The organism is Vibrio sp. QJM3NY_15 (assembly GCF_057785995.1).
In genome coordinates this window covers 1,231,040-1,255,527 of record NZ_CM173518.1, presented here as the reverse complement: position 1 = coordinate 1,255,527, position 24,488 = coordinate 1,231,040, and the positions used below count along the sequence as shown (strand labels likewise).

The 24,488-nt window shown below is 44.4% G+C and carries 23 protein-coding genes; 9 read left to right on the top strand and 14 right to left on the bottom strand.

Features of this window, described 5'->3' with window-relative positions; translation table 11 throughout:
• Positions 1-142: 142 nt before the first annotated feature.
• Positions 143-3,295 carry an efflux RND transporter permease subunit gene (locus AC3CKG_RS21895; RefSeq protein WP_065111384.1) on the bottom strand — a complete coding sequence of 1,051 codons (3,153 nt, stop codon included), beginning with the start codon at positions 3,293-3,295 and terminating at the stop codon, positions 143-145.
• 11 nt (positions 3,296-3,306) lie between these two features.
• Positions 3,307-4,434, bottom strand: coding sequence for an efflux RND transporter periplasmic adaptor subunit (locus tag AC3CKG_RS21890; RefSeq protein WP_102340556.1), 1,128 nt, complete (start codon positions 4,432-4,434; stop codon positions 3,307-3,309).
• Positions 4,435-4,693: 259 nt separating this feature from the next.
• Here AC3CKG_RS21890 and AC3CKG_RS21885 point away from each other — a divergent pair, with 259 nt between their 5' ends.
• Positions 4,694-5,137 carry a dCMP deaminase family protein gene (locus tag AC3CKG_RS21885; RefSeq protein ID WP_004731749.1) on the top strand — a complete coding sequence of 148 codons (444 nt, stop codon included), beginning with the start codon at positions 4,694-4,696 and terminating at the stop codon, positions 5,135-5,137.
• A gap of 155 nt (positions 5,138-5,292) precedes the next feature.
• Here the strand turns inward: AC3CKG_RS21885 and AC3CKG_RS21880 are convergent, their stop codons facing one another.
• The 3 genes from AC3CKG_RS21880 to pepT all read right to left on the bottom strand — a co-directional run bounded on the left by AC3CKG_RS21880 (position 5,293) and on the right by pepT (position 8,094).
• Positions 5,293-6,135 carry a mechanosensitive ion channel family protein gene (locus AC3CKG_RS21880; RefSeq protein ID WP_017109072.1) on the bottom strand — a complete coding sequence of 281 codons (843 nt, stop codon included), beginning with the start codon at positions 6,133-6,135 and terminating at the stop codon, positions 5,293-5,295.
• Positions 6,136-6,317: 182 nt separating this feature from the next.
• The gene (locus tag AC3CKG_RS21875; protein WP_372149285.1) at positions 6,318-6,785 is read right to left on the bottom strand and encodes a DM13 domain-containing protein; all 468 of its coding nucleotides are present in this window, start codon (positions 6,783-6,785) and stop codon (positions 6,318-6,320) included.
• 76 nt (positions 6,786-6,861) lie between these two features.
• On the bottom strand, positions 6,862-8,094 hold the full coding sequence (gene pepT / locus AC3CKG_RS21870; protein WP_488529344.1) for a peptidase T: 1,233 nt from the start codon (positions 8,092-8,094) through the stop codon (positions 6,862-6,864).
• Between the two features lie 350 nt (positions 8,095-8,444).
• Between pepT and AC3CKG_RS21865 the strand changes: the two genes are divergently transcribed.
• From AC3CKG_RS21865 to AC3CKG_RS21855, 3 genes are all read left to right on the top strand, one after another.
• Positions 8,445-8,591: a hypothetical protein gene (locus AC3CKG_RS21865; RefSeq protein WP_004731758.1), complete on the top strand. Its 147-nt coding sequence runs from the start codon at positions 8,445-8,447 to the stop codon at positions 8,589-8,591.
• 348 nt (positions 8,592-8,939) lie between these two features.
• Positions 8,940-9,992 carry an aldo/keto reductase gene (locus AC3CKG_RS21860; protein ID WP_017099787.1) on the top strand — a complete coding sequence of 351 codons (1,053 nt, stop codon included), beginning with the start codon at positions 8,940-8,942 and terminating at the stop codon, positions 9,990-9,992.
• Positions 9,993-10,185: 193 nt separating this feature from the next.
• Positions 10,186-10,920 carry an RNA methyltransferase gene (locus AC3CKG_RS21855; RefSeq protein WP_017099786.1) on the top strand — a complete coding sequence of 245 codons (735 nt, stop codon included), beginning with the start codon at positions 10,186-10,188 and terminating at the stop codon, positions 10,918-10,920.
• A gap of 97 nt (positions 10,921-11,017) precedes the next feature.
• On the opposite strand, the gene fdxA is transcribed toward AC3CKG_RS21855, so the two are convergent.
• Positions 11,018-11,341 carry a ferredoxin FdxA gene (gene fdxA / locus AC3CKG_RS21850; protein ID WP_050650887.1) on the bottom strand — a complete coding sequence of 108 codons (324 nt, stop codon included), beginning with the start codon at positions 11,339-11,341 and terminating at the stop codon, positions 11,018-11,020.
• A 254-nt stretch (positions 11,342-11,595) separates the two neighbouring features.
• Here fdxA and AC3CKG_RS21845 point away from each other — a divergent pair, with 254 nt between their 5' ends.
• On the top strand, positions 11,596-13,227 hold the full coding sequence (locus AC3CKG_RS21845; RefSeq protein WP_017098685.1) for an NAD(P)/FAD-dependent oxidoreductase: 1,632 nt from the start codon (positions 11,596-11,598) through the stop codon (positions 13,225-13,227).
• Positions 13,228-13,359: 132 nt separating this feature from the next.
• On the opposite strand, the gene bluB is transcribed toward AC3CKG_RS21845, so the two are convergent.
• Entirely contained in the window at positions 13,360-14,028 is a 669-nt protein-coding gene (bluB, locus tag AC3CKG_RS21840; protein ID WP_065104568.1) for a 5,6-dimethylbenzimidazole synthase, read from the bottom strand.
• A gap of 167 nt (positions 14,029-14,195) precedes the next feature.
• On the opposite strand from bluB, the gene AC3CKG_RS21835 reads away from it, so the two are divergent.
• The 3 genes from AC3CKG_RS21835 (at position 14,196) to AC3CKG_RS21825 (ending at position 16,618) form a co-directional block, all read left to right on the top strand.
• The gene (locus tag AC3CKG_RS21835) at positions 14,196-15,392 is read left to right on the top strand and encodes a DEAD/DEAH box helicase (RefSeq protein WP_102487070.1); all 1,197 of its coding nucleotides are present in this window, start codon (positions 14,196-14,198) and stop codon (positions 15,390-15,392) included.
• 113 nt (positions 15,393-15,505) lie between these two features.
• On the top strand, positions 15,506-15,910 hold the full coding sequence (locus AC3CKG_RS21830; RefSeq protein WP_102487069.1) for a PPC domain-containing DNA-binding protein: 405 nt from the start codon (positions 15,506-15,508) through the stop codon (positions 15,908-15,910).
• 84 nt (positions 15,911-15,994) lie between these two features.
• A complete protein-coding gene (locus tag AC3CKG_RS21825; RefSeq protein WP_099165743.1) occupies positions 15,995-16,618 on the top strand; it encodes a 3'-5' exonuclease in 624 nt (207 codons plus the stop codon).
• Positions 16,619-16,708: 90 nt separating this feature from the next.
• Here the strand turns inward: AC3CKG_RS21825 and AC3CKG_RS21820 are convergent, their stop codons facing one another.
• Complete coding sequence (locus AC3CKG_RS21820; protein ID WP_065111391.1) at positions 16,709-17,545, bottom strand: DUF6279 family lipoprotein; 837 nt, start codon at positions 17,543-17,545, stop codon at positions 16,709-16,711.
• Between the two features lie 304 nt (positions 17,546-17,849).
• Here AC3CKG_RS21820 and AC3CKG_RS21815 point away from each other — a divergent pair, with 304 nt between their 5' ends.
• Positions 17,850-18,023 carry a hypothetical protein gene (locus tag AC3CKG_RS21815; RefSeq protein WP_016798853.1) on the top strand — a complete coding sequence of 58 codons (174 nt, stop codon included), beginning with the start codon at positions 17,850-17,852 and terminating at the stop codon, positions 18,021-18,023.
• A gap of 83 nt (positions 18,024-18,106) precedes the next feature.
• On the opposite strand, the gene dbpA is transcribed toward AC3CKG_RS21815, so the two are convergent.
• The 6 genes from dbpA to AC3CKG_RS21785 form a co-directional block, all read right to left on the bottom strand.
• A complete protein-coding gene (gene dbpA, locus AC3CKG_RS21810) occupies positions 18,107-19,486 on the bottom strand; it encodes an ATP-dependent RNA helicase DbpA (RefSeq protein WP_017109063.1) in 1,380 nt (459 codons plus the stop codon).
• 149 nt (positions 19,487-19,635) lie between these two features.
• On the bottom strand, positions 19,636-20,544 hold the full coding sequence (locus tag AC3CKG_RS21805) for an aldo/keto reductase (RefSeq protein WP_065104563.1): 909 nt from the start codon (positions 20,542-20,544) through the stop codon (positions 19,636-19,638).
• Between the two features lie 217 nt (positions 20,545-20,761).
• The gene (locus tag AC3CKG_RS21800) at positions 20,762-21,355 is read right to left on the bottom strand and encodes a hypothetical protein (protein WP_488529343.1); all 594 of its coding nucleotides are present in this window, start codon (positions 21,353-21,355) and stop codon (positions 20,762-20,764) included.
• A gap of 212 nt (positions 21,356-21,567) precedes the next feature.
• The gene (locus AC3CKG_RS21795) at positions 21,568-22,512 is read right to left on the bottom strand and encodes a PstS family phosphate ABC transporter substrate-binding protein (protein WP_488529342.1); all 945 of its coding nucleotides are present in this window, start codon (positions 22,510-22,512) and stop codon (positions 21,568-21,570) included.
• Positions 22,512-23,150, bottom strand: a complete 639-nt coding sequence (locus tag AC3CKG_RS21790; RefSeq protein ID WP_488529341.1) for an OmpA family protein — start codon at positions 23,148-23,150, stop codon at positions 22,512-22,514. The genes AC3CKG_RS21795 and AC3CKG_RS21790 overlap by 1 nt, the downstream gene beginning before the upstream one ends.
• Positions 23,150-24,463 carry a TolC family outer membrane protein gene (locus tag AC3CKG_RS21785; RefSeq protein ID WP_065104559.1) on the bottom strand — a complete coding sequence of 438 codons (1,314 nt, stop codon included), beginning with the start codon at positions 24,461-24,463 and terminating at the stop codon, positions 23,150-23,152. The genes AC3CKG_RS21790 and AC3CKG_RS21785 overlap by 1 nt, the downstream gene beginning before the upstream one ends.
• Positions 24,464-24,488: the final 25 nt, after the last annotated feature.

Genomic DNA, 24,488 nt, shown 5'->3' with positions numbered 1-24,488 from the left:
GATTATATAAACGACTTTTTTCATTCATGATTGGAATAAAAATAAGGCTTAGCATCACACTAAGCCTTATTTTTCATAAGGGAATAATTTTTATAAGGAAGCGGTTTTTACCAAAAAACCGTTCCTATAAATAAAAGTTCCTTTACTCATCGTCGAGTGGAATCAACTTAGTATTACCACCGTGTGCCTTCTCACGCTTACGTTGAACGAATGCATAGAAGCCTGGGATTAGGAACGTACCCGCTAACAACACACATAACAGACCGCCGATCAGTGAAATACCCAACGAGTTCTGGCTCACGTGACCAGCACCCGCGGCGAAGATAAGCGGGAAGATACCTAAGATGAACGACCAAGAGGTCATGTTCACAGCACGGAAACGCAGCGTACCGCCCTTCACTGCCGCATCTTCGATTGATGCATCTTTCTCTTCACGCTCAACTTTCGCGAACTCCACAATCAAGATTGCGTTCTTCGCGGCTAATGCTATCAAGAGTACTAAGCCAATTTGCGCATAGAGGTTAAGCGGCGTTCCAGTTAGGTTCAGCGCCAAGAAAGAACCTAAGGTCGCGACAGGTACCACTAATATAATCGCTATAGGGATTGTCCAACTCTCGTACTGCGCCACCATGAACAGATAGATGAAGATCAGAGCCAGTGCAAAAGCAAAGATCGCTTGGTTACCTGCTAGTACTTCTTGGTAAGCCATGCCTGTCCATTCGTACTGGTAGCCTTGAGGCAGCACGTCAGCTGCGACACGTTCCATCGCTGCAATTGCATCACCACTTGAGTAACCCGGAGCTGGTTGGCCTTGAATCACCGCACTGCGGTACATGTTGTAACGCCATGCTACATCTGGTTCAAAGATCTGGTCGTAAGTCACCAATGTGCTTAACGGGATCATCTCGCCATTAGACGAACGCACGTGGAATCGTTGGAGATCATCCATGCTGCTACGGTGTTCACTATCAGCTTGCATGGTCACGCGGAAGTTCTTACCAAACATGGTGAAATCGTTCACGTACAGTGAACCAAGATTACCTTGTAGCGTTTGGAATATTTCCGACAACGGAATGCCTAATTGCTGCGCTTTCTCACGGTCGATATCGACATAGTAGTGAGGAACGTTGGCACGGAAAGTACTGAACGTGTGTGCAATCTCAGGCTGTTTGTTCGCCTCAGCAATCACGTCATTCATTACCATCGCCAGATCAGTTCGGCTACGGCCTAATGTATCTTCAAGAACAAATTCGAAACCAGAAGCAGCACCCATACCCGGAACGGCTGGAGGTCCCATCGCAAATACAATCGCCTGAGGCAGTTCAGTGGCTGCTCGGCCATTAATACGTTGCGAGATAGCTTGTGCGGAATGTTGACCATCCAGTGCGTTACGCATATCCCAATCATGCAGCTTTATAAATAGCGACGCGCCATTAGAAGCAGAAGCGCCCGTCATGAATGCGTAGCCGTTAACCAGTGTCACACCATCAACGCCCGGCTCTTGCTCAACCATCTCTAACAATTGCTTTGTCACATCTTCTGTACGAGACAGTGATGCTGCGTCAGGAAGTTGCACGTTAACCAGCAAGATACCTTTATCTTCTTGAGGTACAAATGCCGTAGACGTGGTTTTCGCAAAGTAAGTTACTGCTGCTAGCGCGACTACAAAGAAGGTAAACAGTAGAACACCCTTTTTCACAAGGAAGCCTGCAATTTGACCGTATTTGTTGGTGACAGATTCAAGACCACGGTTAAACGCTTGGTACCAACGTGCTGTGTTACCACCACCCTGTTTAAGAACCAATGAACACAATGCCGGAGACAAGGTCAGTGCGTTAATTGACGAGATAACAACCGCGATACAGATAGTCAGAGCAAACTGGCGATACATGATGCCTGTAATACCCGGAAGCATCGCTACAGGGATAAACACGGCAAGTAGTACCAATGTAGATGTCACAATTGGACCCGTTACTTCTTTCATCGCGATCAATGTTGCTTTACGCGGTGAGATCGTTGGGTCTTTGGCCATCGTGGTATCTACGTTCTCGATAACCAAGATCGCATCATCTACTACGATACCAATCGCCAATATCAAACCAAACAGGGTTACCGTGTTGATGGTAAAGCCTGTCATCTGCATGATCGCAAAAGTACCAATCAAAGATACCGGAATCGCAACCACCGGAATCAAGGTCGCACGCGCACTACCTAAGAACAGATACGTTACCGCGATAACCAGCAAAATTGCTTCGATAAGTGTTTTGACTACGCCTTTGATCGACTCTGCAACGAAGAGTGTGGTGTCATAACTCGCCTCATAAGCAACGCCTTCAGGGAAGTTTTTGCTTAGATTGTCTAGCATCGCCATGACTGCTTTGCCACTTTCCAGTGCGTTAGCGTCTGACTGAAGTGACAGCGTTACGATTGAAGCATCTTGACCACGGTATTTACCATTACCATCGTAGAACTTTTTACCAAGCTCAACGCGTGCAATGTCTTTTAGGTAAACCGTTGAACCGTCTTGATTTGCACGAAGCACAACATTTTCAAACTCGTCAGCCGTTTCTAGTCGGCCTTTTGTTACCAAGTTGAACTGCACTTCTTGCGCGTCGTTATAAGGCGCGGCTCCAATACGGCCTGCAGCGACTTGAACGTTCTGCTCCGCCAACGCGCGATTCACGTCAGAGGTGGTTATATTCAGGTTAGCCATTTTCTCAGGATCTAACCAAACACGCATCGCGTATTCACCACCACCCAAAACGTTAACTTCACTAATGCCCTTTACACGAGCCAATTGGTCTTTAATGTTTAAGTTCACGTAGTTGATCAAGAATTGATCGTCGTATTCACCGTTTGGCGAATAGAAGTTCAATACCATCAAAAGGTCAGGTGAACGCTTTTTAACGGTGACGCCCACCATTCTAACTTCTTGAGGAAGCTTTGATTCGATTTGAGCAACTCGGTTCTGAACGTTGACCTGAGCCATATCAGCATCAGTACCAACATCAAAGGTCACGTTAAGGTTGTATGAACCATCATTAGCACTCTTAGAAGACATGTAGATCATATCTTCAACGCCGTTAACCGACGTTTCTATGGGGTCGGCTATCGCCTGTTCTACTACTTCAGCACTTGCACCTGTATAGAACGCTGTAACACTAACAGAAGGCGGACTAATTTTTGGATATTCCGCCACTGGCAAGATAGCGAGAGAGATCGCACCCGCCAGTGTTAAGATTATGGATATGACAAGGGCAAACTTAGGCCTTTGAATAAAGAAACGACTCAACATAAATAAGCCCCTTACTCAGCAGTAGGTTGAATGCGAACAGACATACCATTACGCACACGCTGTAAGCCTTGAGTGATCACCGCGTCGTTCTTCTCTAATCCAGAGTGAACAATCACACCACCTTCAACTTGTCGGCCCATCTCGATGTTTCTACGTTCAGCTACTGGGGCAGCCTCACCTTCCACCAGCACCATCACAAAATCACCTTCTAGATCGGTTTGAACCGCACGGCGAGGAATAGTAACTACGTCGATAGATTGCTTCTCACGCAAGTCAACACGAACGTGTTGCCCCGGCAACAATTGCTGTTCTGGGTTATCGGCAATAGCACGCATCGCAATCGTGCCAGTATTTAGGTTGATTCGGTTGCCCAAGAAATCAAGCTGACCTAGATGTTCGAACGCTTCACCATTCTCAAGCATGATCTGAACTTCAACACCCGCAGAATCGCTGCTGCCGTCGCCTTCAATGCGATCCATACCTAACTCGATACGTTCACGCTCACTGATGCTGAATGAAGCATGAATTGGGTCAAGGCTAACCAACGTAGTTAATACACCTGAAGACGGTGAAACTAGGTCACCCGTGCTCACTTTGGTGTCGCTGATCCTTCCAGAGAAAGGCGCTACGATCTGAGTATGTGAAAGCTGGACATTCGCAGCATTTAACTGAGCCTGGCTTGCTTCAAGCTGTGCTTGAGAGCCTAATAAGTTTGCCGTCAATGCATCGAATTCCGATTGAGAAATACTGCCTTTAGGAAGTAGATTCTTACCACGGTTGAAATCAAGTTCGGCTTTTTTAAGGTTTGCATTCGCTTGAGCAACAGACGCTTTTGCGCTTGCGACTTCAGCTTCAAAAGAAGATGGCTCGATCGAGTAAAGTAATTGGCCCTTTTCGACCATTTGACCTTCATTGAAATGACGGCTTTGTAGATAGCCAGAAACCTGCGCTGTGATAGCCGTGTCTTCAACGGCTTCAATACGACCGATGTACGACTTACTTTGCTGGTGAGAAACAACGCTAACATCCTGTACAGCTACGAGAGGTAGAGGCGCTTGCTTGGCATTTTGAGCATCTTGCCCACATCCAGCAAGAATAAGAGAGCTTGCAAGAGCCGTAAGGATCAACTTTTTACGCATGGTTATACCGTCACTTATTAGTATTTGAACAGTATAAAATTTACGTAACACACCCGTTACCATTGTCCGAGGAATATCAATTATAACTAGCCAAAGTGTATCAATATGTTAATTGAAACCAAGTGCTTATAAAGTGGTTACAAACACGTTACAATCTCTAGGTAAATCAACCTCTCAGCTTTTGTTCTCTATGGATATTGTCTAACATAATGTATTGTCGGGCAGATAAGCATTCACATTTAATTGTTAAGGAATTCTCATGATTTCAAAATGGGCTAAGCGTTTCTATCAAATGGCGGAATTGGTCGGTTCTTGGAGTAAAGATCCTTCAACTCAAGTCGGTGCCGTAATCACGAAGCACAACCGTATTGTCTCGGTTGGTTTTAATGGCTACCCACATGGCGTGTCTGATAGTGCTGATACTGACGATCGCGAGATGAAATACCTCAAGACACTTCACGCTGAAGAAAATGCAATCTTGTTTGCTAAACGTGATTTAGACAGTTGTGAAGTTTGGGTCACTCACTTCCCTTGTCCGAACTGTGCAGCAAAAATCATCCAAACGGGGATTTCAGCGGTACATTGCCCAGAGCAAAGTGAAGATTTCCTTTCTCGTTGGGGAGATAAGATCAAGATAAGCCAAGATATGTTTGAGCAAGCTGGTGTAGAAGTAGACTGGTTGCCACTCGCTGACTTGGATTAATCTCTAACGCTAGGTCTCAAGGTCTAAGTCTAGATCTCAAATACAACAAAGCCGAGAGTCGATATTATCGCTCTCGGCTTTCTTTTTTCAGGCGCTATAGTTTGAAAACTATAATTTGGACGCTGTGGCTTGATCGCAATCGACTGATGAGTAAATTAAGCGTTGGTTGGGAACGCCAGAGCGTAAGCTTCCATGAAATCCTTACGGATATCCTGCTCAAGGTGAATCGCTTTCTCTGTCGGACAGAAAATCATGAAGTGGACTTCTTGCTCACCCGTTGAGCTGCTCGTGATATGAATATGCGGTTCAGAGCCAGGAAGGTCAACACCAGCGTGCTTCTCAATCACACCATTGTAACGACGGGCAACATCAATAAACTCTTCACAATGCTCTTCAATTTTCACGATAAGATCCGGCACCATAGGGTATAGGTTTACAAAGTCTTTTACCGTCACAAAAAAGTTGTGGTAGACATAACGCTTCATGAAGTTGAGGTTCTTTACCGGATAAGTGAAGAACATGCTATTAGGCAGCGTAGCAGTCTTGCCTGTGAAGTGGTATTGCCCGTGATACAAATCGATTTCTTGAATCACAGTCGCCATCAAGTTGTGCTCAATCACCTCACCGCTGATTTTACCCACTTCAATCCAATCACCAATTCTAAATGAGCGAGAACTCGCACGTTGAATAGAGCCAGTAAAACAGAGAATGATCTCTTTTGAAGCCACGACTATCGCAACCGCAATAGCGGTAACAGACAGTGCAAATTCGCTGATTTCAGATTTCCACAGCACAAATAAAGTGACCATAATAATGGCAAACGTACCGTTTTTGGTGCGTGACATCCAATTACGTTGGTCTTCACTTAGAAAAGCGACATCACCACGGATTCGAGACAAAGTGATTCGTCGGATTATTAAAATAATGCAGATAATCAGTGCACTAAAAATAAACTTATGCGCGAGTAGGAAATCTATTACTTGCCACATCTTTTCCATTATTTATTCCTTTGTATTACAACCATTAAACTTTATAACGACGAGCATTAAAACGATTAGCTCTATAATGATGAGCTTTTGACAACGACACAGCGACTGACTCAACCCAAAAAACGCATTATAAAAAAGCGCTCAAAAATAGAGCGCTCCTTTTCATGCATTTATCAGCTTAGGTAAGGCTATCATTTTATCTTGGCAGAAGTAATAAATTGGCCAAAAGTTTCACACCAAATCACAACGGTATTAAATCGATTAAGATCAGTACCTTCGGGAAGTTCAACCATAAATCGGTCGAATGTTTTCACATCTCCGACTCTCAGTAACTCGTTCTTGCTGTCATTGAATGCCTGTTCGGTTTCAATAAACTTAGGTGATAGGTAAACCTTATAATCCGGCCCCGGCGCCAATTCACCTTCAAAAGCTATCGCACTTTCAGAGACAGAGACGGTGCCCTCTCCCCAATGCAAAAAGTCACTGTCTTGTCGGTCTTTGGTGAACTCACCTGTATAGATCGCCTGCTGACTGATCGCTTCAACAGAACTTGAGGAAGGAGAATCAGGCTCAATCAAGATAGGTAGTGCGTAGACACCAAGCCCAAAACCAAAAGCACCCACGGCTAAGTGGGTGCAAAGTAAAACTAACTTTTTCATCGCGTACTCCCTTATGCTTAAAGAGAGTATTAATGAATACTCTCAAAAATACAAAGAGATATCGCGTTTTAGGCGGCTATTTTTGATAGTGAATAGCGGTACGCTGAGACAGTTCCACGATCACTTTTACCGCTTGTTCCATGCCTTGAATGGTAATGAACTCATGAATACCATGGAAGTTGTAGCCACCAGTAAAGATATTCGGACACGGTAGCCCCATGAAAGATAAGCGAGCGCCATCTGTGCCGCCTCGGATAGGCTTGATCATAGGCTCAACATCGCACTCGATCATTGCTTGCTTGGCTAACTCGATAATGTGCTGATGCGGTTCAACCATCTCTTTCATATTGAAGTAGCTATCGGTGAGCACCAACTCAACACGACCTTTCTCTAGGCGCTCGTTCAGCTCATCCACTTTCTGTTGCATGAATACCTTACGTGCTTCTACACCTTCACGCTCAAAATCACGGATGATGTAACCTAATTCAGAACGCGCTACGCCCATTTCAGCGGATTTCAGGTGGTAGAAACCTTCATAACCTTCTGTGCACTCGGGTGTTTCTTGTGTTGGCATCATCAATTGGAATTGAGCCGCAATATTCATCGCGTTCACCATTTTGCCTTTTGCGGTACCCGGGTGAACATTTACGCCATGGCAGATCACATCAGCACTCGTGGCATTAAAGTTCTCAAATTCCAACTCACCGACTGGACCACCATCAATGGTATACGCCCACTCAGCACCGAACTTCTCAACATCAAACAGGTTCGCACCACGACCAATCTCTTCATCCGGTGTGAAGCCAATACAAATGTCGCCGTGTTTGATGTCTGGATTCGCTTTAAGATGGGCAATCGCGCTAATGATCTCAGCGATACCCGCCTTGTTGTCGGCACCAAGTAAAGTCGTGCCATCCGTCGTGATTAGGTCATGACCATGCAGGGTATCAAGGTCTTGGTATTGGCTTGGGTTTAAACATTCGCCACTCGTGCCTAATTCAATCGTTCCACCTTGGTAATCTTTAATCACCAGAGGTTTCACGTTCGCGCCTGATGCATCAGGGGCGGTATCCATATGTGCGACAAAGCCAATGGCAGGCACATCGTAATCGACATTCGACGGCAGTTTCGCCATCAAATAGCCATTTTCATCTAAAGAAACATCAACTAACTCTAGTGCGATCAATTCTGACTTTAAGGCTTCAGCAAACGTGATTTGACCCGGTGAACTTGGGCATTGCTGATTAGAAGGATCGGATTTGGTATCAAAAGTAACGTAATTCAGAAAACGTTCGACAAGCTTTTCCATAATTCATCTCACCATGGATTAAGTAATTGATTTACTGACTTGATTCTTCATGTAGATAAGCGAGGTATTGTTAAGTTAATACGTACGCAGAGTCAGTCGCGAGGCTTTTCATCTTACGCCCCTGACCATGTATGTAATTGCTCTAAATCATTATTGTGCGAAATTAGACGAGCTTCCTATACTTGAAAGCAAGAGGGTTTCGTCAGTTCAACATTGCATACGGATGATAAGCGATCGCTTTGTACGCATTCTACGCCCTCCGCTCTCAGCCTAAAAAAAGTACAAAGTGGATGATGATCACCTTTTATCCTTGATGCAGAATCTGTCATACGTTACACGGAGACACAGTTATGACGATTAATAAATATTTCATTTTATCTCCTCAAGCCTCTGAGGAAACACTTCAACCAGCATTAACTGAGAAAGAAGTTCAAAGGCAGGAAGCTCTAAGACAGGCGCAATCTCAAGGTGGGTTTGACACCAACGCGACCTCGTAACTTAATCAATACTCAGAACTTGTTTATAGAACCCCTAAAAAAGAGCTCTACTTCACTTTGATGTAGAGCTCTTTTGTCTCTGGACCTTTCTTCTATCCCAATGCAGCTTCATTCAGGCGCCTGATCTATTAACACCTTGTTATCTATCGCGTCTTTTGTATGTTGTTTCTCAATCATCAAGCAGACTCATTTGTTGCATTGAGAAATGACTCATTAAACTCGCCCAAGCCATACCCTGTGCTGCCATTTTGTGCTAATAATTCATATTCGTTTTCATTCCTCACTCGCCCTTTTTCAGTATCCACAATGCGAGCACTGACGAGCCTCACTACAGGAACCCCGAATTTAATGGAATACTCAAAACTAGGAAGTAGTCAAATTCCCGTTTCCCGAATCTGCCTTGGTAGCATGACTTGGGGGCTGCAAAATACGCAACAACAAGCTGACCAACAAATCGAATACTCGCTAAGCCAAGGTATTAACTTTATCGATACCGCAGAGATGTACGCAGTACCGCCGTCTCCAGACACCTACGGTAAAACGGAAGCAATCATCGGTAACTGGTTAGCTCGCAATCCGCAGCGCCGCCAAGAAGTCATCATCGCCAGCAAAATTGCAGGTCCGGGATTGCCTTGGGTTCGAGATGGCGGGCCAATCACGGGTGAAGCTGTAATTGCAGCGGTTGACGCTTCATTAGCGCGTTTACAAACGGACTATATCGACCTTTACCAATTGCATTGGCCAAATCGAACCACGCCTCACTTTGGCAAACATTTCCCGAATCATATTCGATTCAGTGATATCGACCGAAAGCAGCATGAAGCGGAGATGCTAGAGATCCTCCAAGCACTGGCGAGCTGCATTAAAGCAGGAAAAATCCGTCATGTTGGTTTGTCTGATGACACCACTTGGGGTATTAACACTTACCTTAAGCTCAGTGAGAAGCATGATTTACCGCGAATGGTCTCTATTCAGAATGAATTTAGCCTGTTGCACGCGAAAGACTGGCCTTATTTGATTGAAAACTGTGTGCATGAAGACGTTGCATACCTGCCATGGTCACCGTTAGCAGCGGGCATGCTGAGTGGCAAATACATTGATGGTGCGAGACCAGAAGGAAGCCGTTGGACGTACATGCAGCGTAAAGGTATTTTCCGCGACACTGAGTCTGCCAATGAAGCCGTAAAAGGATATGTCGAAGTTGCGAACGCTCACGGGTTTACACCGAGCCAACTAGCATTAGCGTGGTGTAATCAAGTTGATGGTGTCACCTCCACTATTATTGGCGCAACCACCATGGAACAACTGAAAGAGAACGTAGCAGCGTTCAGCAAACCGTTGTCAGAAGAGATCCTTACTGATATCAACACCGTGTTTAAGCGCTACCCTGCCCCATATTAAATAATCGGTTTAGCCTAGCCTTCTCGGCTCAGCGAAACTTAGGCAAGTAAATCAGATAAGAGCGCGCTATTTAGTGCGCTTTTCTTTTTTAAGTGGGTTGCTTTTGCTTTTTAGTGGATCGCATTGAGTTATCACGCTTTTGGTTCTCCAACCTTTGCTCTATAATGCGCGGGCTTATATCTAGGATAAAAACATGATTTCAAAAAACCAATTAAAACTCCTTCGTGCTCTGGGCCAAAAGAAACAGCGTAAAGCCCACGGCCTGTTTCTAGTTCAAGGTGAAAAGAACGTTCTTGAGCTGTTCAATAGTGACTTAGTCGTAAAGAACGTCTTTGCTACGGCTGATTTCTTATCTGAAAATCACGCGTCACTGTTTGAGTTTGATTGTGTTGAAGCTTCACTAGATGATCTAACCAAAGCGAGTACTTTGGTGAGTAATAATGCGGCGATTGCTGTTGTTGAGATCCCAACATTTGAACTACCAAAAGCTACTGGGTTAATGATTGCACTGGATGGTGTATCTGACCCAGGCAACCTAGGTACGATTATTCGCGTCGCAGACTGGTATGGCATTAAGCATATCGTGGCGAGCAGCGACTGTGCAGACCCATACAACCCGAAAACGATCAGCGCGACCATGGGCAGCTTTGGCCGAGTACACGTAAGTCAAACAGACTTACCTGAATACTTAGAGCAAGCGAACCTGCCTGTTTACGGGGCGTTCTTAGAAGGCGAAAGTGTTCATAAGACGGAGTTTACAGCCAACGGTATTTTGCTGATGGGTAGTGAGTCTCACGGCATTCGTGAACACGCCGCTAAATACGTGACTGATAAAATTACGATCCCAGCATTCGGTGGCGCAGAGTCTCTGAATGTAGCAATGGCGACAGGTATTATTCTCGACAACATGCGTCGTCAGCATAGCTAGATCTCATAAGCTAACGAGCCAGTCGACAGTGCTCAGATATTAAAAAAGGCGTATTGATTAAATCAGTACGCCTTTTTATTTGAGTTCTTTTCAACAATTACTTTTCTAGCATTGCCAACTTATCAGCGACACCATTCCACTTTTCAGCTTCATCCATCGGTGCTTTGACTTCAGTTTGTACCGGCCAGATTTCGGCAAGCTCGGCATTCACTTCAATAAAGATCTTTTGATCTTCTGGCAGTTCATCTTCTTGGAAGATCGCTTGAGCGTCGCATTCAGGTACACACAAACCACAATCAATGCATTCGATTGGGTTGATTACCATGAAATTCGGGCCTTCATGGAACGCATCTGCGGGGCATACCGCCACACAGTCTGTGTATTTACATTGAATACAGTTATCGCCTACGACAAATGCCATGATGCTCTGCTCTATAAGTTAGTCAAAATTGAAGAATGGAGGATAATACTCATCCCAAGGCAAAATTCAACATCATACGGCTCTAATATCGTGTCTATTTGCTCCAAGTTTCCAAATTAGTATGACAGATAAATCAATTTCTCGTAAAATGCGCGCCATTGTGAGCTTATCGCTTCTTTCAACATCAGCGTTTTCATCAAACTCTGCGTTTAGAAGCGGTCTAGCTAAGACACCTATAAAGACGAGACATCGAAATGATACGTTTAACCGAAATTAAACTCCCTCTAGACCACGAAGAATCAGCCATTCAAGACGCTATTGAAGCGAAACTTGGCATTAATTCTGATCAGGTACTTTCTTTTAATATCTTTAAACGTGGCTACGATGCTCGTAAGAAATCAAAAATCTTACTTATCTACACGCTTGATGTTCTCGTTGAAAACGAAGCTGAGTTGTTAGAGCAATTCATTAGCGACCCGCACGTAAAAGTGACTCCTGACATGGAGTATAAATTCGTGGCTAAAGCGGTTGAGAACCAAACTGAGCGCCCTGTCGTTATCGGTTTTGGCCCTTGTGGTTTGTTCGCTGGCCTAGTGCTTGCTCAAATGGGCTTCAATCCAATCATCGTTGAGCGTGGCAAAGAAGTTCGTGAACGTACGAAAGATACCTTTGGTTTCTGGCGTAAGCGTACACTGAACACTGAATCAAACGTACAGTTTGGTGAAGGCGGCGCAGGTACATTCTCTGACGGTAAGCTATACAGCCAAGTTAAAGATCCAAAGCACTACGGCCGTAAAGTAATCGAAGAATTCGTTGCTGCAGGTGCACCTGAAGAAATCCTATACGTAAGTAAGCCGCACATCGGTACCTTTAAACTGGTTACCATGATCGAGAAGATGCGTGCTTCTATCATTGAGCTAGGTGGCGAAATCCGATTCAGCACTCGCGTTGATGACGTTCACATGGAAGACGGTCAAATCACTGGTTTGACGCTTTCTAACGGTGAAGAGATCAAATCTCGCCACGTTGTACTGGCTGTTGGCCATAGTGCTCGTGATACGTTTGAAATGCTGCACGAACGTGGCGTTTACATGGAAGCTAAGCCTTTCTCTGTTGGTTTCCGTATCGAACATAAGCAAGCGATGATCGATGAAGCTCGCTTCGGTAAAAACGCAGGTAATCCTATCTTAGGTGCAGCGGACTACAAATTAGTACACCACTGTAAGAATGGCCGCACTGTATACAGCTTCTGTATGTGCCCGGGTGGTACTGTGGTTGCCGCGACTTCTGAAGAAGGTCGCGTAGTAACCAACGGCATGAGCCAATACTCTCGTGCAGAACGTAACGCAAACAGTGCCATCGTTGTGGGTATCGACCCAGAGCGTGATTACCCAGGTGACGCACTAGCAGGTATCCGTTTACAACGTGAATTAGAAAGTGCCGCTTATGTTCTAGGTGGCGAGAACTACGACGCCCCTGCACAGAAAATCGGTGACTTCCTGAAAGGTCGCGATCCAAGTGAAATCGGTGAAGTAAAACCATCATTCACGCCGGGTATCCACCTAACAGACATTTCAAAGGCGCTACCTGATTTTGCTATCGAAGCAATTCGTGAAGCAATCCCTGCGTTCGAGAAGAAGATCAAAGGCTTCTCTACGCCAGACGGTCTATTAACAGGTGTTGAGACGCGTACGTCCTCTCCTGTCTGCATCAAACGTGGCAAAGACTACCAAAGCATCAACCTTAAGGGCTTCTTCCCTGCTGGTGAAGGCGCAGGCTACGCTGGAGGTATCCTATCTGCTGGTATCGATGGTATTAAGGCTGCGGAAGCGCTAGCACTGTCTATGGTAGAACAGAACCAAGCTGAGAAAATTGAGATCGCTTAGGTTCTCGGTTTATTTATCTAAATTGGTTTGTATATCTAAATCAGATAACAGCTAGCAAATATCAAAAAGGGCTCAATGAGCCCTTTTTTAGATCTTGATACTAGCCATCGAGATTAATACTGGCAGATGCAATTACTCTTCGTTTGACTTGATTTGGTCTGAATTCCACTTCCCTTCATGAATCGCTGAATTGACGTCTCTTCTTGGTAGCCAGCCCATGGTTTCGAGTTCGGGCTTATCTTTGAAGTGGTCAACGTAGCCGATACATAAGTACGCCACGATATCGATATTTTCTGGGATATCTAATGCGTCTCGCAGTGTTGAGTCGTGAAGAATACTCACCCACCCTAATCCGAGATTTTCGGCTCTTGCCGCGAGCCACAAGTTTTGAACCGCACACACGGTGCTGTAGAGATCCATTTCTTGTTTGATGGTTCTTCCTAAAACGACTTTTCCGGTTCGGTTGCGATCGCAAGTCACGCAGATACCGATAGGTGATTCAACAATGCCTTCAAGCTTTAGACGCTTATACATTGCCTGCTTTTCATCGGTGAACATTTCCGCGGATTCTGCATGAGCCTGATTAAAACCGGCTTTGATTTGTTGTTTGGTTTCGATATCACGGACAACGACAAAGTCCCAAGGCTGCATAAAGCCAACACTGGGCGCATGGTGCGCTGCGGTTAGTACACGCATCAACACATCTTCTGGGATCTCATCAGGAAGAAACTGACCACGAACATCTCGGCGAGAAAAAATCGTTTTATATACTGCATCGCGTTCATTCGGCGTAATTTCCATACATCCCTGTCTTATCGTCGTTTTATTGAACCAGTATTATCCAACTAAAGTGTCTATGTTACTAGCGGTACACTAGCAACATGGTAGAATGCCGCCATTAATCTTATCCTTGTATAAGATTGTTGAACCTTTCCATCGCTATTTAGCCAAATCATACCGAGAAACTTATGCCATTTTCCAAGCTTGGATTAAGCTCACCTATTGTTAAAGCCGTTGCAAAACAAGGCTATGAAAAGCCAACCTCTATTCAAGAAAAAGCAATTCCGATTGTGCTTTCTGGTAAGAACCTAATTGCTGCTGCACAAACAGGTACAGGTAAAACTGCGAGCTTTGTTCTCCCTATCTTAGAAATGCTAAGTAAAGGTGAAACACAACGTAAAAAACGTATTCGTGCTGTTATTCTGACACCAACTCGTGAGCTTGCGATTCAGGTTGACCAGAACATTACTAAGTACGCGAAGTTCCTAAACCTAACATCACTAGCGATGTACGGTGGCGTATCTTACCAACACCAGAAAGACCGCTTGATCGAAGGTGTCGATATTCTTGTGGCAACTCCAGGTCGTTTAATCGATATGTACGGACAACGTGCCGTTCATTTTGATGAAGTTGAAGTACTGGTTCTTGATGAAGCTGACCGCATGCTAGACATGGGTTTCATCGAAGACATCAACAAAATCATCGCGCGTTTGCCACAAAACATTCAAAACCTTTTGTTCTCAGCAACGCTATCAACGCCAGTTCGTGCGCTAGCGAAAAGCGCAATCAGTGAAGCAGAAGAGATTTCAATTGCCAAAACTGACGCTTCTAAAGCGAACATCGAACAATGGCTAGTTACTGTAGATAAAGACCGCAAATCTGCACTTTTAAGCCACATGATCACTGACGGTGAGTGGGACCAAGCGCTTATCTTTATCGAGACTAAGCACGGCGCGGCTAAGTTGGTTACTCAACTTGAAAAGCGTGGTATCGAAGCGGAAGCTTTCCACAGTGGACGTAGCCAAGCGATTCGTGAAAAGATTCTGGCTGATTTCAAAAAAGGTCGTCTAAAGTATCTAGTTGCGACAGGTGTTGCTGCTCGTGGTATCGATATCGATAATCTAAGCCGCGTAGTGAACTACGACATCCCATTCCCAGCGGACGACTATGTTCACCGCATTGGTCGTACAGGCCGTGCTGATGCGTCTGGTGAAGCAATATCTTTCCTATCGAAAGACAACTTCAAGAACCTGTGCATTATCGAAAAACGTCTTGGTCACTTGATTGAGCGTCGCGTTGTTGAAGGTTTCGAACCACGCAAAGAAGTGCCAATCTCTGTACTGAACTTCGTGCCTAAGAAGAAAAGAGAACAGCAACAAGACTAAGTAATTTCAGCGACAGAAAATACAAAAGTCGCGTTAGCCAACATGAAAATAAAACGAAGCCCTATGTGGCTTCGTTTTGTTCTTTGAAATACATATAACGTTGAGGCAATAAGATGATCACTCCTATCGCTACGAGATTAACCCGAGGCCAAGACCTGAAGCTTGAGCTCCAAAAGCTAGTGACAACGCACAATATCTCAGCGGGCTCTGTCGCGTCGTGTGTCGGGTGTGTTTCTCAGCTCAATATTCGTTTGGCTAATGCAAACAACACCAAGCTAATCACAGCTCCGTTCGAAATTGTGTCTGTAATGGCAACGCTAACACCTAACCACCAGCACGTTCATATATCCGTTGCTGATGAAACTGGCGATGTAATTGGTGGGCATTTGCTTGAAGGAACGATTATCGCCACCACCGCTGAATTGATTGTTCACCGCTACGATACTTTGACCTTCAACAGAGAGCATGATGATTCGACGGGTTACACTGAGCTCACGATCAGCAGCAACACGAAATAGAACAACACCACGCAATAGATCGCCCCATAGCAACACTAAGCGCCCCATATAAAGCGATACAACCAAATAGCATTAGGAAACACGATGGCTCCAAACTCCGCAGACTCCGTTATCGTTCTCGATTTCGAAACCACAGGCTTATCACCAAACATGGGTGACCGAGCGATTGAAATCGGTGCGGTTAAATTAGTTAACGGCGAAGTCGTCGACACCTTTCAGCAACTCATGAACCCAGGGTTTCGTGTTAGCGGGTTCATTGAAAGCTATACCGGAATCAGTAACCGTATGTTAAGCACAGCGGCCAGTTGCAGTGAAGTAATGGGTGAGTTTGCAGACTTTATCCAAGGCAGCCAACTGGTTGCTCACAATGCGTCATTTGATAAGCGCTTTCTCGATGCGGAGTTAGACTTTATTGGCCGAGACTACACAGGCAAGTTCGCTTGCTCAATGTTGATTGCTCGCCGTCTAATCCAAGACGCGCCGACTCATAAGCTAGGCGACCTTGTGCGTTTTAAGAATATTGACAACGACGGTACTTTCCACAGAGCGTTAGCCGATTCAGAAATGACAGCACGGTTGTGGTTATTGATGATTGATGAGCTTCAAAGTGACCACGGCATTCAACAGCCGAGCTTTCAACTGATGCAGAAAATATCTAAGACCGCTAAAGGCTCTATTCCAAAGCTGCTGATGAGCAATCGCAATTAAAACCCTAAAGCTCAAAACATAGAAAGAAACAAAGGCTGACTCGTTTCACGAGGTCAGCCTTAACATGTATCGATGTTATTTAGAGCCGTACTACTCCTGCAGTGCTACCAACGTTGATTTAAGGCTTTCTAACTCATTCATAAAATAAGACCATTGCTTATCACTACTCACTGCCGCGATATCCACCAAAAACTTCGCTGATGTCTGCATATTCTTATCAAGTTGAGAATCCAGTTCTTGCGGATAATATGCTTCATTGTTCAAAAGCAGGTTCATAATAATTGGCTGCGCAATATGTAAGTCAGTCTTCTTTTGCATGAGTGTTGTGAGATCTTGGTATGTATTATTTTGATATTGGCGCCAGTTATCGTTGGTATTTACCCACTCTTGAGACCAAGTCGAAATAATCTGTTTTTGCTCTTTCGATACAGTCCCTAGCCATCGCTCTAACCGATCTTCAATTCGACTTCGATAACGTTCTCTCGAATCTTCATCATTCAATGATAATCTTTCTTCGTAATATTCTTGCTGTTTTTCCCTAAAGCTCTTTAAGAATTCGTTATCTTGCTCTGGGGTAAGCTGCATACTTAATGCATAAATATCAGGAGAGAACTTATTAACGATAGAGCGAATATGATTTTTAGTTTGTTCACTTTGGTCAATGATAAAAACTGAATTCATATCAGAACGATCTAGATTTTGAATCGCTTCTAATTGCGAGATATACAGCGGTAGTTGAGTTTCTTTATGCCACTGCTGTAATAAGTCGAGGCGCTCTTCGAGCTCGGATTCTTGACTATTCGATAGAGAAACAAAGTCTTCAATATAGCTAATCGCAAACCAGCTTATATTGTTATAGGCAAATTTAGTCCCGCAGCCAGCGAATACAAAACAGACTAATAAGACTAACCATCGACACTTTCTCATTTAACCCTCTCACGATATCCAGTAAAGCCACAAATCCATTAACTCACCCTTTTAAGGTTAGCTCTGGTTCTTATAACGCTAGTTTTAGCTCTTATAAAAGTAGCCTTAATAGGAGGTGGCCGTAAAAACTTTGAGATAAATTGAGACTCAGACTTGCTAATCTAACTATTTCGGCAAATGATTAAACTAAAAATAATTAATGGCAGTGATGTAACTTGATTTTTATTGCTCATTTGACGTAATACGAACCCTATAAACGAATGGTTTTCTTATTTTCAAATGATTAATATTTGGGAGGTAAGCTATGGCCGCTACTCCTCATTATACAAGCGAGTTAGAGTACGAGCTTTGTTATTTTGACGATGGAAGACTAACCACAATTACGATATCCGCTAATAATCGACAGGAAGCGATGACTTGGTATCTTAGCGAAGGAGGACATATCAACGATTTCTATTCGATCAGACCCGACGAATAAACGTTTGATACGTTACTAACTGTGGAACACCCTTTACTGCGTTATCACTAGCATGACTAGCAGTAAAGGGAGACAATCTCGAATTACTTCAGAATTCGGGCGCGGAACTGACGGCCCTTCATTTTACCTGATTCGATTTTACCTAATGCTTTCTTAGCCATTGATCTTTCTACAGCAACGTAAGCACGCATCGCGAACAAGTTGATCTTACCTACTGATTTACCATCAATACCGCCTTGGCCTGTCAACGCACCAAGAATATCACCTGCACGAAGTTTAGCCTTCTTACCACCATCAATTTGGATGGTAACCATGTTTGAGTAGTATGGTTTAGCAATTGGTTTTGCTGGCATCTGAGACGGTTCGATTGGCATATCCATGTACTCATCAATTTGAGCAACACGGTGCATCTCTTTTTCGCTAAAGAAGCTGATAGCGACACCTTTGCTTCCTGCACGTCCAGTACGACCGATGCGGTGTACGTGAACTTCAGGATCGCGAGACAACTCAAAGTTGAACACAGCATCTAGGTTATCAACGTCAAGACCACGAGCAGCAACATCCGTTGCAACCAAAATAGAGATGGTTTTGTTTGAGAACTGAACCAAAGCTTGGTCACGTTCACGCTGTTCCATGTCGCCATGAAGCTCGATAACACTGAAGCCACGGTGGCTTAGCTCGTCGTTTACGTTCTGTACTTCTTTCTTAGTGTTACAGAACACAACCGCTGATTCTGGTTGATGATGAAGAAGCAGTAGTTCTAATGCATCATCACGAGCTTCAGTACCTTCAACTTTGTAGAAATGTTGCTGGATGCTTGAGTGATCGTGCGTTGATTCTACCTTCACCATTTCAGGGTTACGCATGATGCGGTCTGCAACAGATTTAATCTGTTTAGGGAAAGTTGCACTAAACAATAACGTTTGACGATCTTTTGGTGCTGCTTCAATAACAGCATCTAGTGCATCTTGGAAGCCCATTTCTAGCATGCGATCAGCTTCATCCAACACAAGTGTGTTCAACTCAGACAGGTCAATACGATCTTTCTCTAGATGGTCAAGGATACGACCAGGAGTGCCCACAAGAATGTGTGCGCCATGCTCTAATGAACCAATTTGTGGGCCCATTGGCATACCGCCACATAGTGTCAGCACTTTAATATTGTGAATACCACGAGCAAGAGTACGAATCTCTTTTGCTACTTGGTCTGCAAGCTCACGAGTCGGACATAACACTAAAGACTGAACACGGAAACGCTTAACGCGTAGGTTCTGCAGCACACCTAAACCAAACGCAGCTGTTTTACCTGAACCCGTTTTACCCTGACCGATAACATCCTTGCCATCCAGAATAGTAGGAAGACTTAACGCTTGAATAGGCGTCATTTCAGTATAACCAAGAGAATCTAACGTATTTAGAAGCTCTGGTTTAAGGGCGATTGAAGAGAATTTTGAAGTGCTCAATGGAAATATCCAACTGGTGAAAAACAGAGTGCATTATGAGTGTTTTTGAAAATTATTCCACCTTAATCACAGTTTTGGAGAAACATGTTAGGCGAACACAAAAAAGCCAGCTTTGTTAGCTGGCTTTTACTTCTATTTTGAATCGTTTCCTATGGCACACCGTGGCCTTTAGATGCGACCCATACGCGATACCACTGTTCGCGGGTCAGCTCGATTTTCAGTGCATCAACGGCCGTCTTCACGCGCTCAATCTTACCTGAACCAATAATCGCGATCGGATTCGATGGTAAACGACGAACCCAAGCATAAATTACTTGGTCAATGCTATCTGCACCCACTTCTTGGCGAATTGCTTCTAACTCATCACGAACACGAATTGCTTGCGCTGAATCGCCACTGAAGATGCTACCACCACCGAGACAAGACCAGGCCATTGGACGAATACGGTTCATCTGCAGTTGATCCAGCGTGCCATCATGGGCGACTTCGAAGTTCAATGGATTGATTTCAACTTGGTTAGTCACCAGTGGCTTACCTAGTCGAGATTGCAGTAAGTCGAACTGACGCGGTGAAAAGTTAGAAACACCGAAATGCTTAACTTTACCTACCTTATGTAATTCAGCGAACGCTTCTGCTACTTCATCTGCATCCATCAGTACATCTGGGCGGTGAATGAGTAATACATCAAGTTCGGTTACACCCAAACGCTCTAGAGAATTATTTACTGATTGGTAAATATGGTGCGCGCTGGTGTCATAGTGATTGATCTTACGATCTGGAGTGTGGTCACCACACAAGTTGATGTCGCACTTGGTGACGATTTGAATATCATCACGGAGGCTTGGCTCAAGCGCTAATGCTTCACCAAACAACTTTTCACATTGGTAGTTACCGTAAATATCCGCGTGATCAACAGTTGTGATACCAAGATCAATGTGCTGCTTCAGGAAAGTCAGGCGTTGTTGCGGGGTCATGCCCCACTCTGCTGTACGCCAGTATCCTTGCACCAGCTCAGAAAGTTCTGGGCCTTGTGGCGCTGTCGTTACTCTTGCAACCATGGGTTGTCTCCTTTATCAATACTGCACGTATCCTAAGCTCGTTTTACCGAAGGCTCAACGTATAACAAATGGCAAAGGTAAACGCTTACTAAAAATGTGAGAGCCACAGAAAAACGAACACTTAAATGAATAATAGCTTGCTGTCTGCCCGTCAGCCTTTCTCCTGAAAGGCTTGTTTACTCTGATGAATGACGAAACCATCTATAAATTTGAGCAATTAAAAGCGATTTAGTTCAACCGTTAAGTTGTCACCATCACTATGTAGCTGAACCCAAGAAGAAGACGAACGAGAAGAAGATGAGGAAGAACTAGGCACATTCCATACACTCACTTGTTCAGAGGGTTGATGTTGTGAGTTGATGAATTCGACGAGTTGTTTATCTACCTTGTCGTAACCAACTCCCTCACGTTTTGCTTGTTCGAGTTGAGCGACGACATCAAAATCATCCTCTCCAATGCGAATTGAACTGAGAGCAAAGCCATCTTGACGAAGATATGCCTGAAGCTTTGTGTAACTTAGGTTCGAATATGGCAGATTAAGGCGAACCACTTCGACGGTTGAGTCACCCAACTCCAGTTCAACATAAACATCCAGATCGTAATATTGGGTTAAGTCACTGCACAACAGAGTGCCTTCAACTTCGCCACAATCCATAAGATCGATATCGTTAATATAGTTTTGAGAACTCGGTTGAGTTGGGTCGCTATTGAATAACGTTCGCAACCACCAGCTTTCACTCGCTTGCGCAGAAAATGAAAAGGTACTCAGAGCCAATAACAAAGGTAGGATTAAGACAGGAAGAGTTCTCATTATTTGTGCTTATTTCACGCGGTACGGAGCGTCCATTATACGTGACCAATCAACAAACAACCGCTCAAGCCACAAATTTTAGGCGAAAAAAAAACGGGCATACATGCCCGCTAGATAAATTCTATTGCCGAATAACGTAATCCGTCACGTTGAGAACCATTACGGAACTAACAATACCATTCCGACGGCTTACATACAATACGTCATACCAATTATTTATAACCACCTTCTATTGCAGGCTCTTCAAGCGATAACCTAACTTTGTTACGCTGAATAGCTTCTGGCGGCAAACTGATGAAACCGTATTGGTTCAACACGCCTTGATGCTCTTCCGACAGAGTAAGCCCCACAAAGAATTTCTCTTGTTCCGTAAAGCCTTTGCGATGCGCTGGAATATTCAGGTACATGTAGTAAACCGTTGCTAATGGATAACGACCTGAGAGAATCGTTTCTTTGTTCAAGTCGTAGTTCACGCCTAAATTATCAACCACGCTCAGCCATTTCACATCGGAGATTTGGTCTGAGTAAACCGTGTAACCAATGGCAGCTTCTTCATCTTCAATCTTATTAATGAGGTCAGGTAAATCCGCTAAGAATTGAGTATGAGCATATTCTCCTTCCGTTCCACATTCGACCCAGCTTGAAAAGGTGGTGTGCCCTTTTAGGTTGTGATCGATAGCAAAAGGCAACATATGAGTATCTAGGCTTTCACCGTTACGAATATCACTGCTTGGTAACCATTTAGGGTGCTTGGGATCGTTAGAACAACCAAACACATCGATAAGTTCAGCAACACTAATGGATGTGGCGGGGTTATTCTCATTCGCCAGAATAGCTATTACGTCGGCGGTAAACATTAGCTCAGTCGGTCTGTAGCCGTAGCGCATGTCGAACCTAGCCATCTCTTTGTCAGTCCACTTTTTGGAAGTAATACCAACACGCGAGCGTTGCATGATCATCTGCTCTGGGACACTGTCACTCAGTAAAATCTCTAGATCGATCTCTTGGCTCTCAAGCAAATCTTTAACAAGCCCTTCCATGTTCGGTTCAATCGCGACCAAACCAATATCACTCACGTCATTCGCTAACGTTGATACAGAAAAAAATGCAGGTACAGCAGCAAGCAGTAAGCTCGATTTATTAGATAGACGTTTCATTACTGGCCTCCTACTGGATCAATCGATGTTTTAGATTCAACATCACTATTGCTGTCGAGCTGCATCTCTGAGGTAAAGATATTCCAAGATGGATTTACTTCCATACTCTCTGTTTTTAACACCGCAATGGTTCTACGCTTACGCTTGTGAAGATGCTGCGTTAAGCTGGTTATCTGAGTAAATTCTTGTTCGAAAATTCGCTCTCCATCGACACCTCTGTCAATCAGAGCGTCTCGAATCACCCCAGTCCTTTTCTTGGCCAGTGCTTTGTTATATACGTTAGTACCTTCTGAGCTCGTATCACCAACTAAGGTCACTGATGCATCTGGTTGCTCACCCAGTAAACGCACTAACTCGTTGAGAACGGTCGTGTGTTCAGGTTTTAGAACGTATTTATCGAAATCAAATGCCACGCTTAACACTTCAACATCTTCGACAATTTTCCAGTTTGCACAGCCTTTAATGTCTACCGTCACACCTTCTGGTGTATCAGCACACAGATCTCGTTGGTTAATCACACCATCACGGTCATCATCCGCGAGATCATCAATTTGATGGCGAGTCATTGTCGTGTCAGGCGTTTCTGCACAACCCATTAGCAAGATAGAACTCAGTAGTGCTAGTTTAAAATATCTCATTACTTGTTCTCCCCTTGCCACTCTTCTGGGTGTTCAACCCTTAATGCGTAGGTCAACATGCCCATCGCGTTCAATACACGGTATGCAGCCAACGTTTGATCGTATTCGGTGCTGATGAAGTTTCTTCGAGCCAAGAACACTTCCACTTTTGCATCGAGCACATCCAACAAGCTTCGTCTACCAACATTAAATTGTTGGATATAGCCAAGCTCTGCAATTTTTGCTGCATCCACGTTCTGTTGAAGAAGAGACTTTTGTTGTTCAAGCATCTTGTAGGCGTTCCAAGCGAGCTGAGTGCCCTCTTTAACCTCACGCTCCGTTCTTAATCTGATTGCTCTTGCTTCTTCAACTCGCCAAGCCGATGATTCCACGCGAGAGTCAGTAGAGAAGCCATTAAACAAGTCGTAATCCATCGTTAACATGATACGCGCATCTTCATCGACACCACCCGGAGGATTAGACACGTTGTCATTTTTGTTAGCATGAAGTTCGAGTTTAAGCTCTGGGTAGTAATCTCCCTTCTCACGGCGCATCTCTTTACGAGCCGCATCGATATCAAGCAAAGAGGCTTGGATTTCAGGGTGATTCTCGACAGCCTGTTCAAGCGCGACCTGTGCTGAGCTTGGTAACAGAGCATAATCAAAACGTGGATAAACCAAGTTCACAGCAGGCTTGCCTACTAAGCGTAGGTACTGAGTTTGTAAATCAAACAGGTTGTTTTGAGCAGCGATTAGTGAAGATTGCGCCGTCGCAACACGCGCAGAGATCTGAGCCAAATCCGAATTACTACTCAACCCTTTGCTCTTTTTATCTTGAATATCTTGGTAGATCTCTTGGTGCTCTTTTACGTTACGCTTAGACAGTTCAAGTAACGTCTCTGCCTTGAGAATATCGAGATAGTTTCTCACCACATCTAACGATACGTTTTCAGCTCGTGAAATCAGAGTTAGACGCTCAGCTTCCGCTTCGAAGGTTAATCGGTCGACATTCGACGTCGTTTTAAAACCATCGAACAGTAACTGGGAAACTTTAACGCCAATTTCCGTTCTCGTTAGGCCTCTATCATCGCTATCGAGTTTGCTGCCACTGTTGTAGCGTGTCTCTTCATAGCCTGCCGCTGCGTACAAGTTCACTTGTGGCATATACAAACCACTCGCCGCGTCTCCGTCTCTTACCACCGATTGATATCGGGAGTACTGCGCCAATATCTCTGGGCTATAGTCGATGGCAAAGGCCACGGACTCTTCTAATGACGCTGCTTGAGACAGTCCACTCATTAGTAAGCAAGAAGAGAGTAAGAATTTTGAATGCATTACACTTCCTTTTATATTTATGCTC

What these genes read in the sequence shown, in the direction of transcription:
- AC3CKG_RS21825 (WP_099165743.1), top strand. Translation starts at nt 15,995, where the DNA reads ATGGCTCCAAACTCCGCAGACTCCGTTATCGTTCTCGATTTCGAAACC.
- AC3CKG_RS21790 (WP_488529341.1), bottom strand. Translation starts at nt 23,150, where the DNA reads ATGAGATATTTTAAACTAGCACTACTGAGTTCTATCTTGCTAATGGGT.
- AC3CKG_RS21785 (WP_065104559.1), bottom strand. Translation starts at nt 24,463, where the DNA reads ATGCATTCAAAATTCTTACTCTCTTCTTGCTTACTAATGAGTGGACTG.
- AC3CKG_RS21860 (WP_017099787.1), top strand. Translation starts at nt 8,940, where the DNA reads ATGGAATACTCAAAACTAGGAAGTAGTCAAATTCCCGTTTCCCGAATC.
- AC3CKG_RS21855 (WP_017099786.1), top strand. Translation starts at nt 10,186, where the DNA reads ATGATTTCAAAAAACCAATTAAAACTCCTTCGTGCTCTGGGCCAAAAG.
- AC3CKG_RS21890 (WP_102340556.1), bottom strand. Translation starts at nt 4,434, where the DNA reads ATGCGTAAAAAGTTGATCCTTACGGCTCTTGCAAGCTCTCTTATTCTT.
- AC3CKG_RS21815 (WP_016798853.1), top strand. Translation starts at nt 17,850, where the DNA reads ATGGCCGCTACTCCTCATTATACAAGCGAGTTAGAGTACGAGCTTTGT.
- AC3CKG_RS21795 (WP_488529342.1), bottom strand. Translation starts at nt 22,512, where the DNA reads ATGAAACGTCTATCTAATAAATCGAGCTTACTGCTTGCTGCTGTACCT.
- AC3CKG_RS21835 (WP_102487070.1), top strand. Translation starts at nt 14,196, where the DNA reads ATGCCATTTTCCAAGCTTGGATTAAGCTCACCTATTGTTAAAGCCGTT.
- AC3CKG_RS21875 (WP_372149285.1), bottom strand. Translation starts at nt 6,785, where the DNA reads ATGAAAAAGTTAGTTTTACTTTGCACCCACTTAGCCGTGGGTGCTTTT.
- AC3CKG_RS21820 (WP_065111391.1), bottom strand. Translation starts at nt 17,545, where the DNA reads ATGAGAAAGTGTCGATGGTTAGTCTTATTAGTCTGTTTTGTATTCGCT.
- bluB (WP_065104568.1), bottom strand. Translation starts at nt 14,028, where the DNA reads ATGGAAATTACGCCGAATGAACGCGATGCAGTATATAAAACGATTTTT.
- pepT (WP_488529344.1), bottom strand. Translation starts at nt 8,094, where the DNA reads ATGGAAAAGCTTGTCGAACGTTTTCTGAATTACGTTACTTTTGATACC.
- AC3CKG_RS21865 (WP_004731758.1), top strand. Translation starts at nt 8,445, where the DNA reads ATGACGATTAATAAATATTTCATTTTATCTCCTCAAGCCTCTGAGGAA.
- AC3CKG_RS21880 (WP_017109072.1), bottom strand. Translation starts at nt 6,135, where the DNA reads ATGGAAAAGATGTGGCAAGTAATAGATTTCCTACTCGCGCATAAGTTT.
- AC3CKG_RS21895 (WP_065111384.1), bottom strand. Translation starts at nt 3,295, where the DNA reads ATGTTGAGTCGTTTCTTTATTCAAAGGCCTAAGTTTGCCCTTGTCATA.
- AC3CKG_RS21885 (WP_004731749.1), top strand. Translation starts at nt 4,694, where the DNA reads ATGATTTCAAAATGGGCTAAGCGTTTCTATCAAATGGCGGAATTGGTC.
- fdxA (WP_050650887.1), bottom strand. Translation starts at nt 11,341, where the DNA reads ATGGCATTTGTCGTAGGCGATAACTGTATTCAATGTAAATACACAGAC.
- AC3CKG_RS21800 (WP_488529343.1), bottom strand. Translation starts at nt 21,355, where the DNA reads ATGAGAACTCTTCCTGTCTTAATCCTACCTTTGTTATTGGCTCTGAGT.
- AC3CKG_RS21845 (WP_017098685.1), top strand. Translation starts at nt 11,596, where the DNA reads ATGATACGTTTAACCGAAATTAAACTCCCTCTAGACCACGAAGAATCA.
- AC3CKG_RS21830 (WP_102487069.1), top strand. Translation starts at nt 15,506, where the DNA reads ATGATCACTCCTATCGCTACGAGATTAACCCGAGGCCAAGACCTGAAG.
- AC3CKG_RS21805 (WP_065104563.1), bottom strand. Translation starts at nt 20,544, where the DNA reads ATGGTTGCAAGAGTAACGACAGCGCCACAAGGCCCAGAACTTTCTGAG.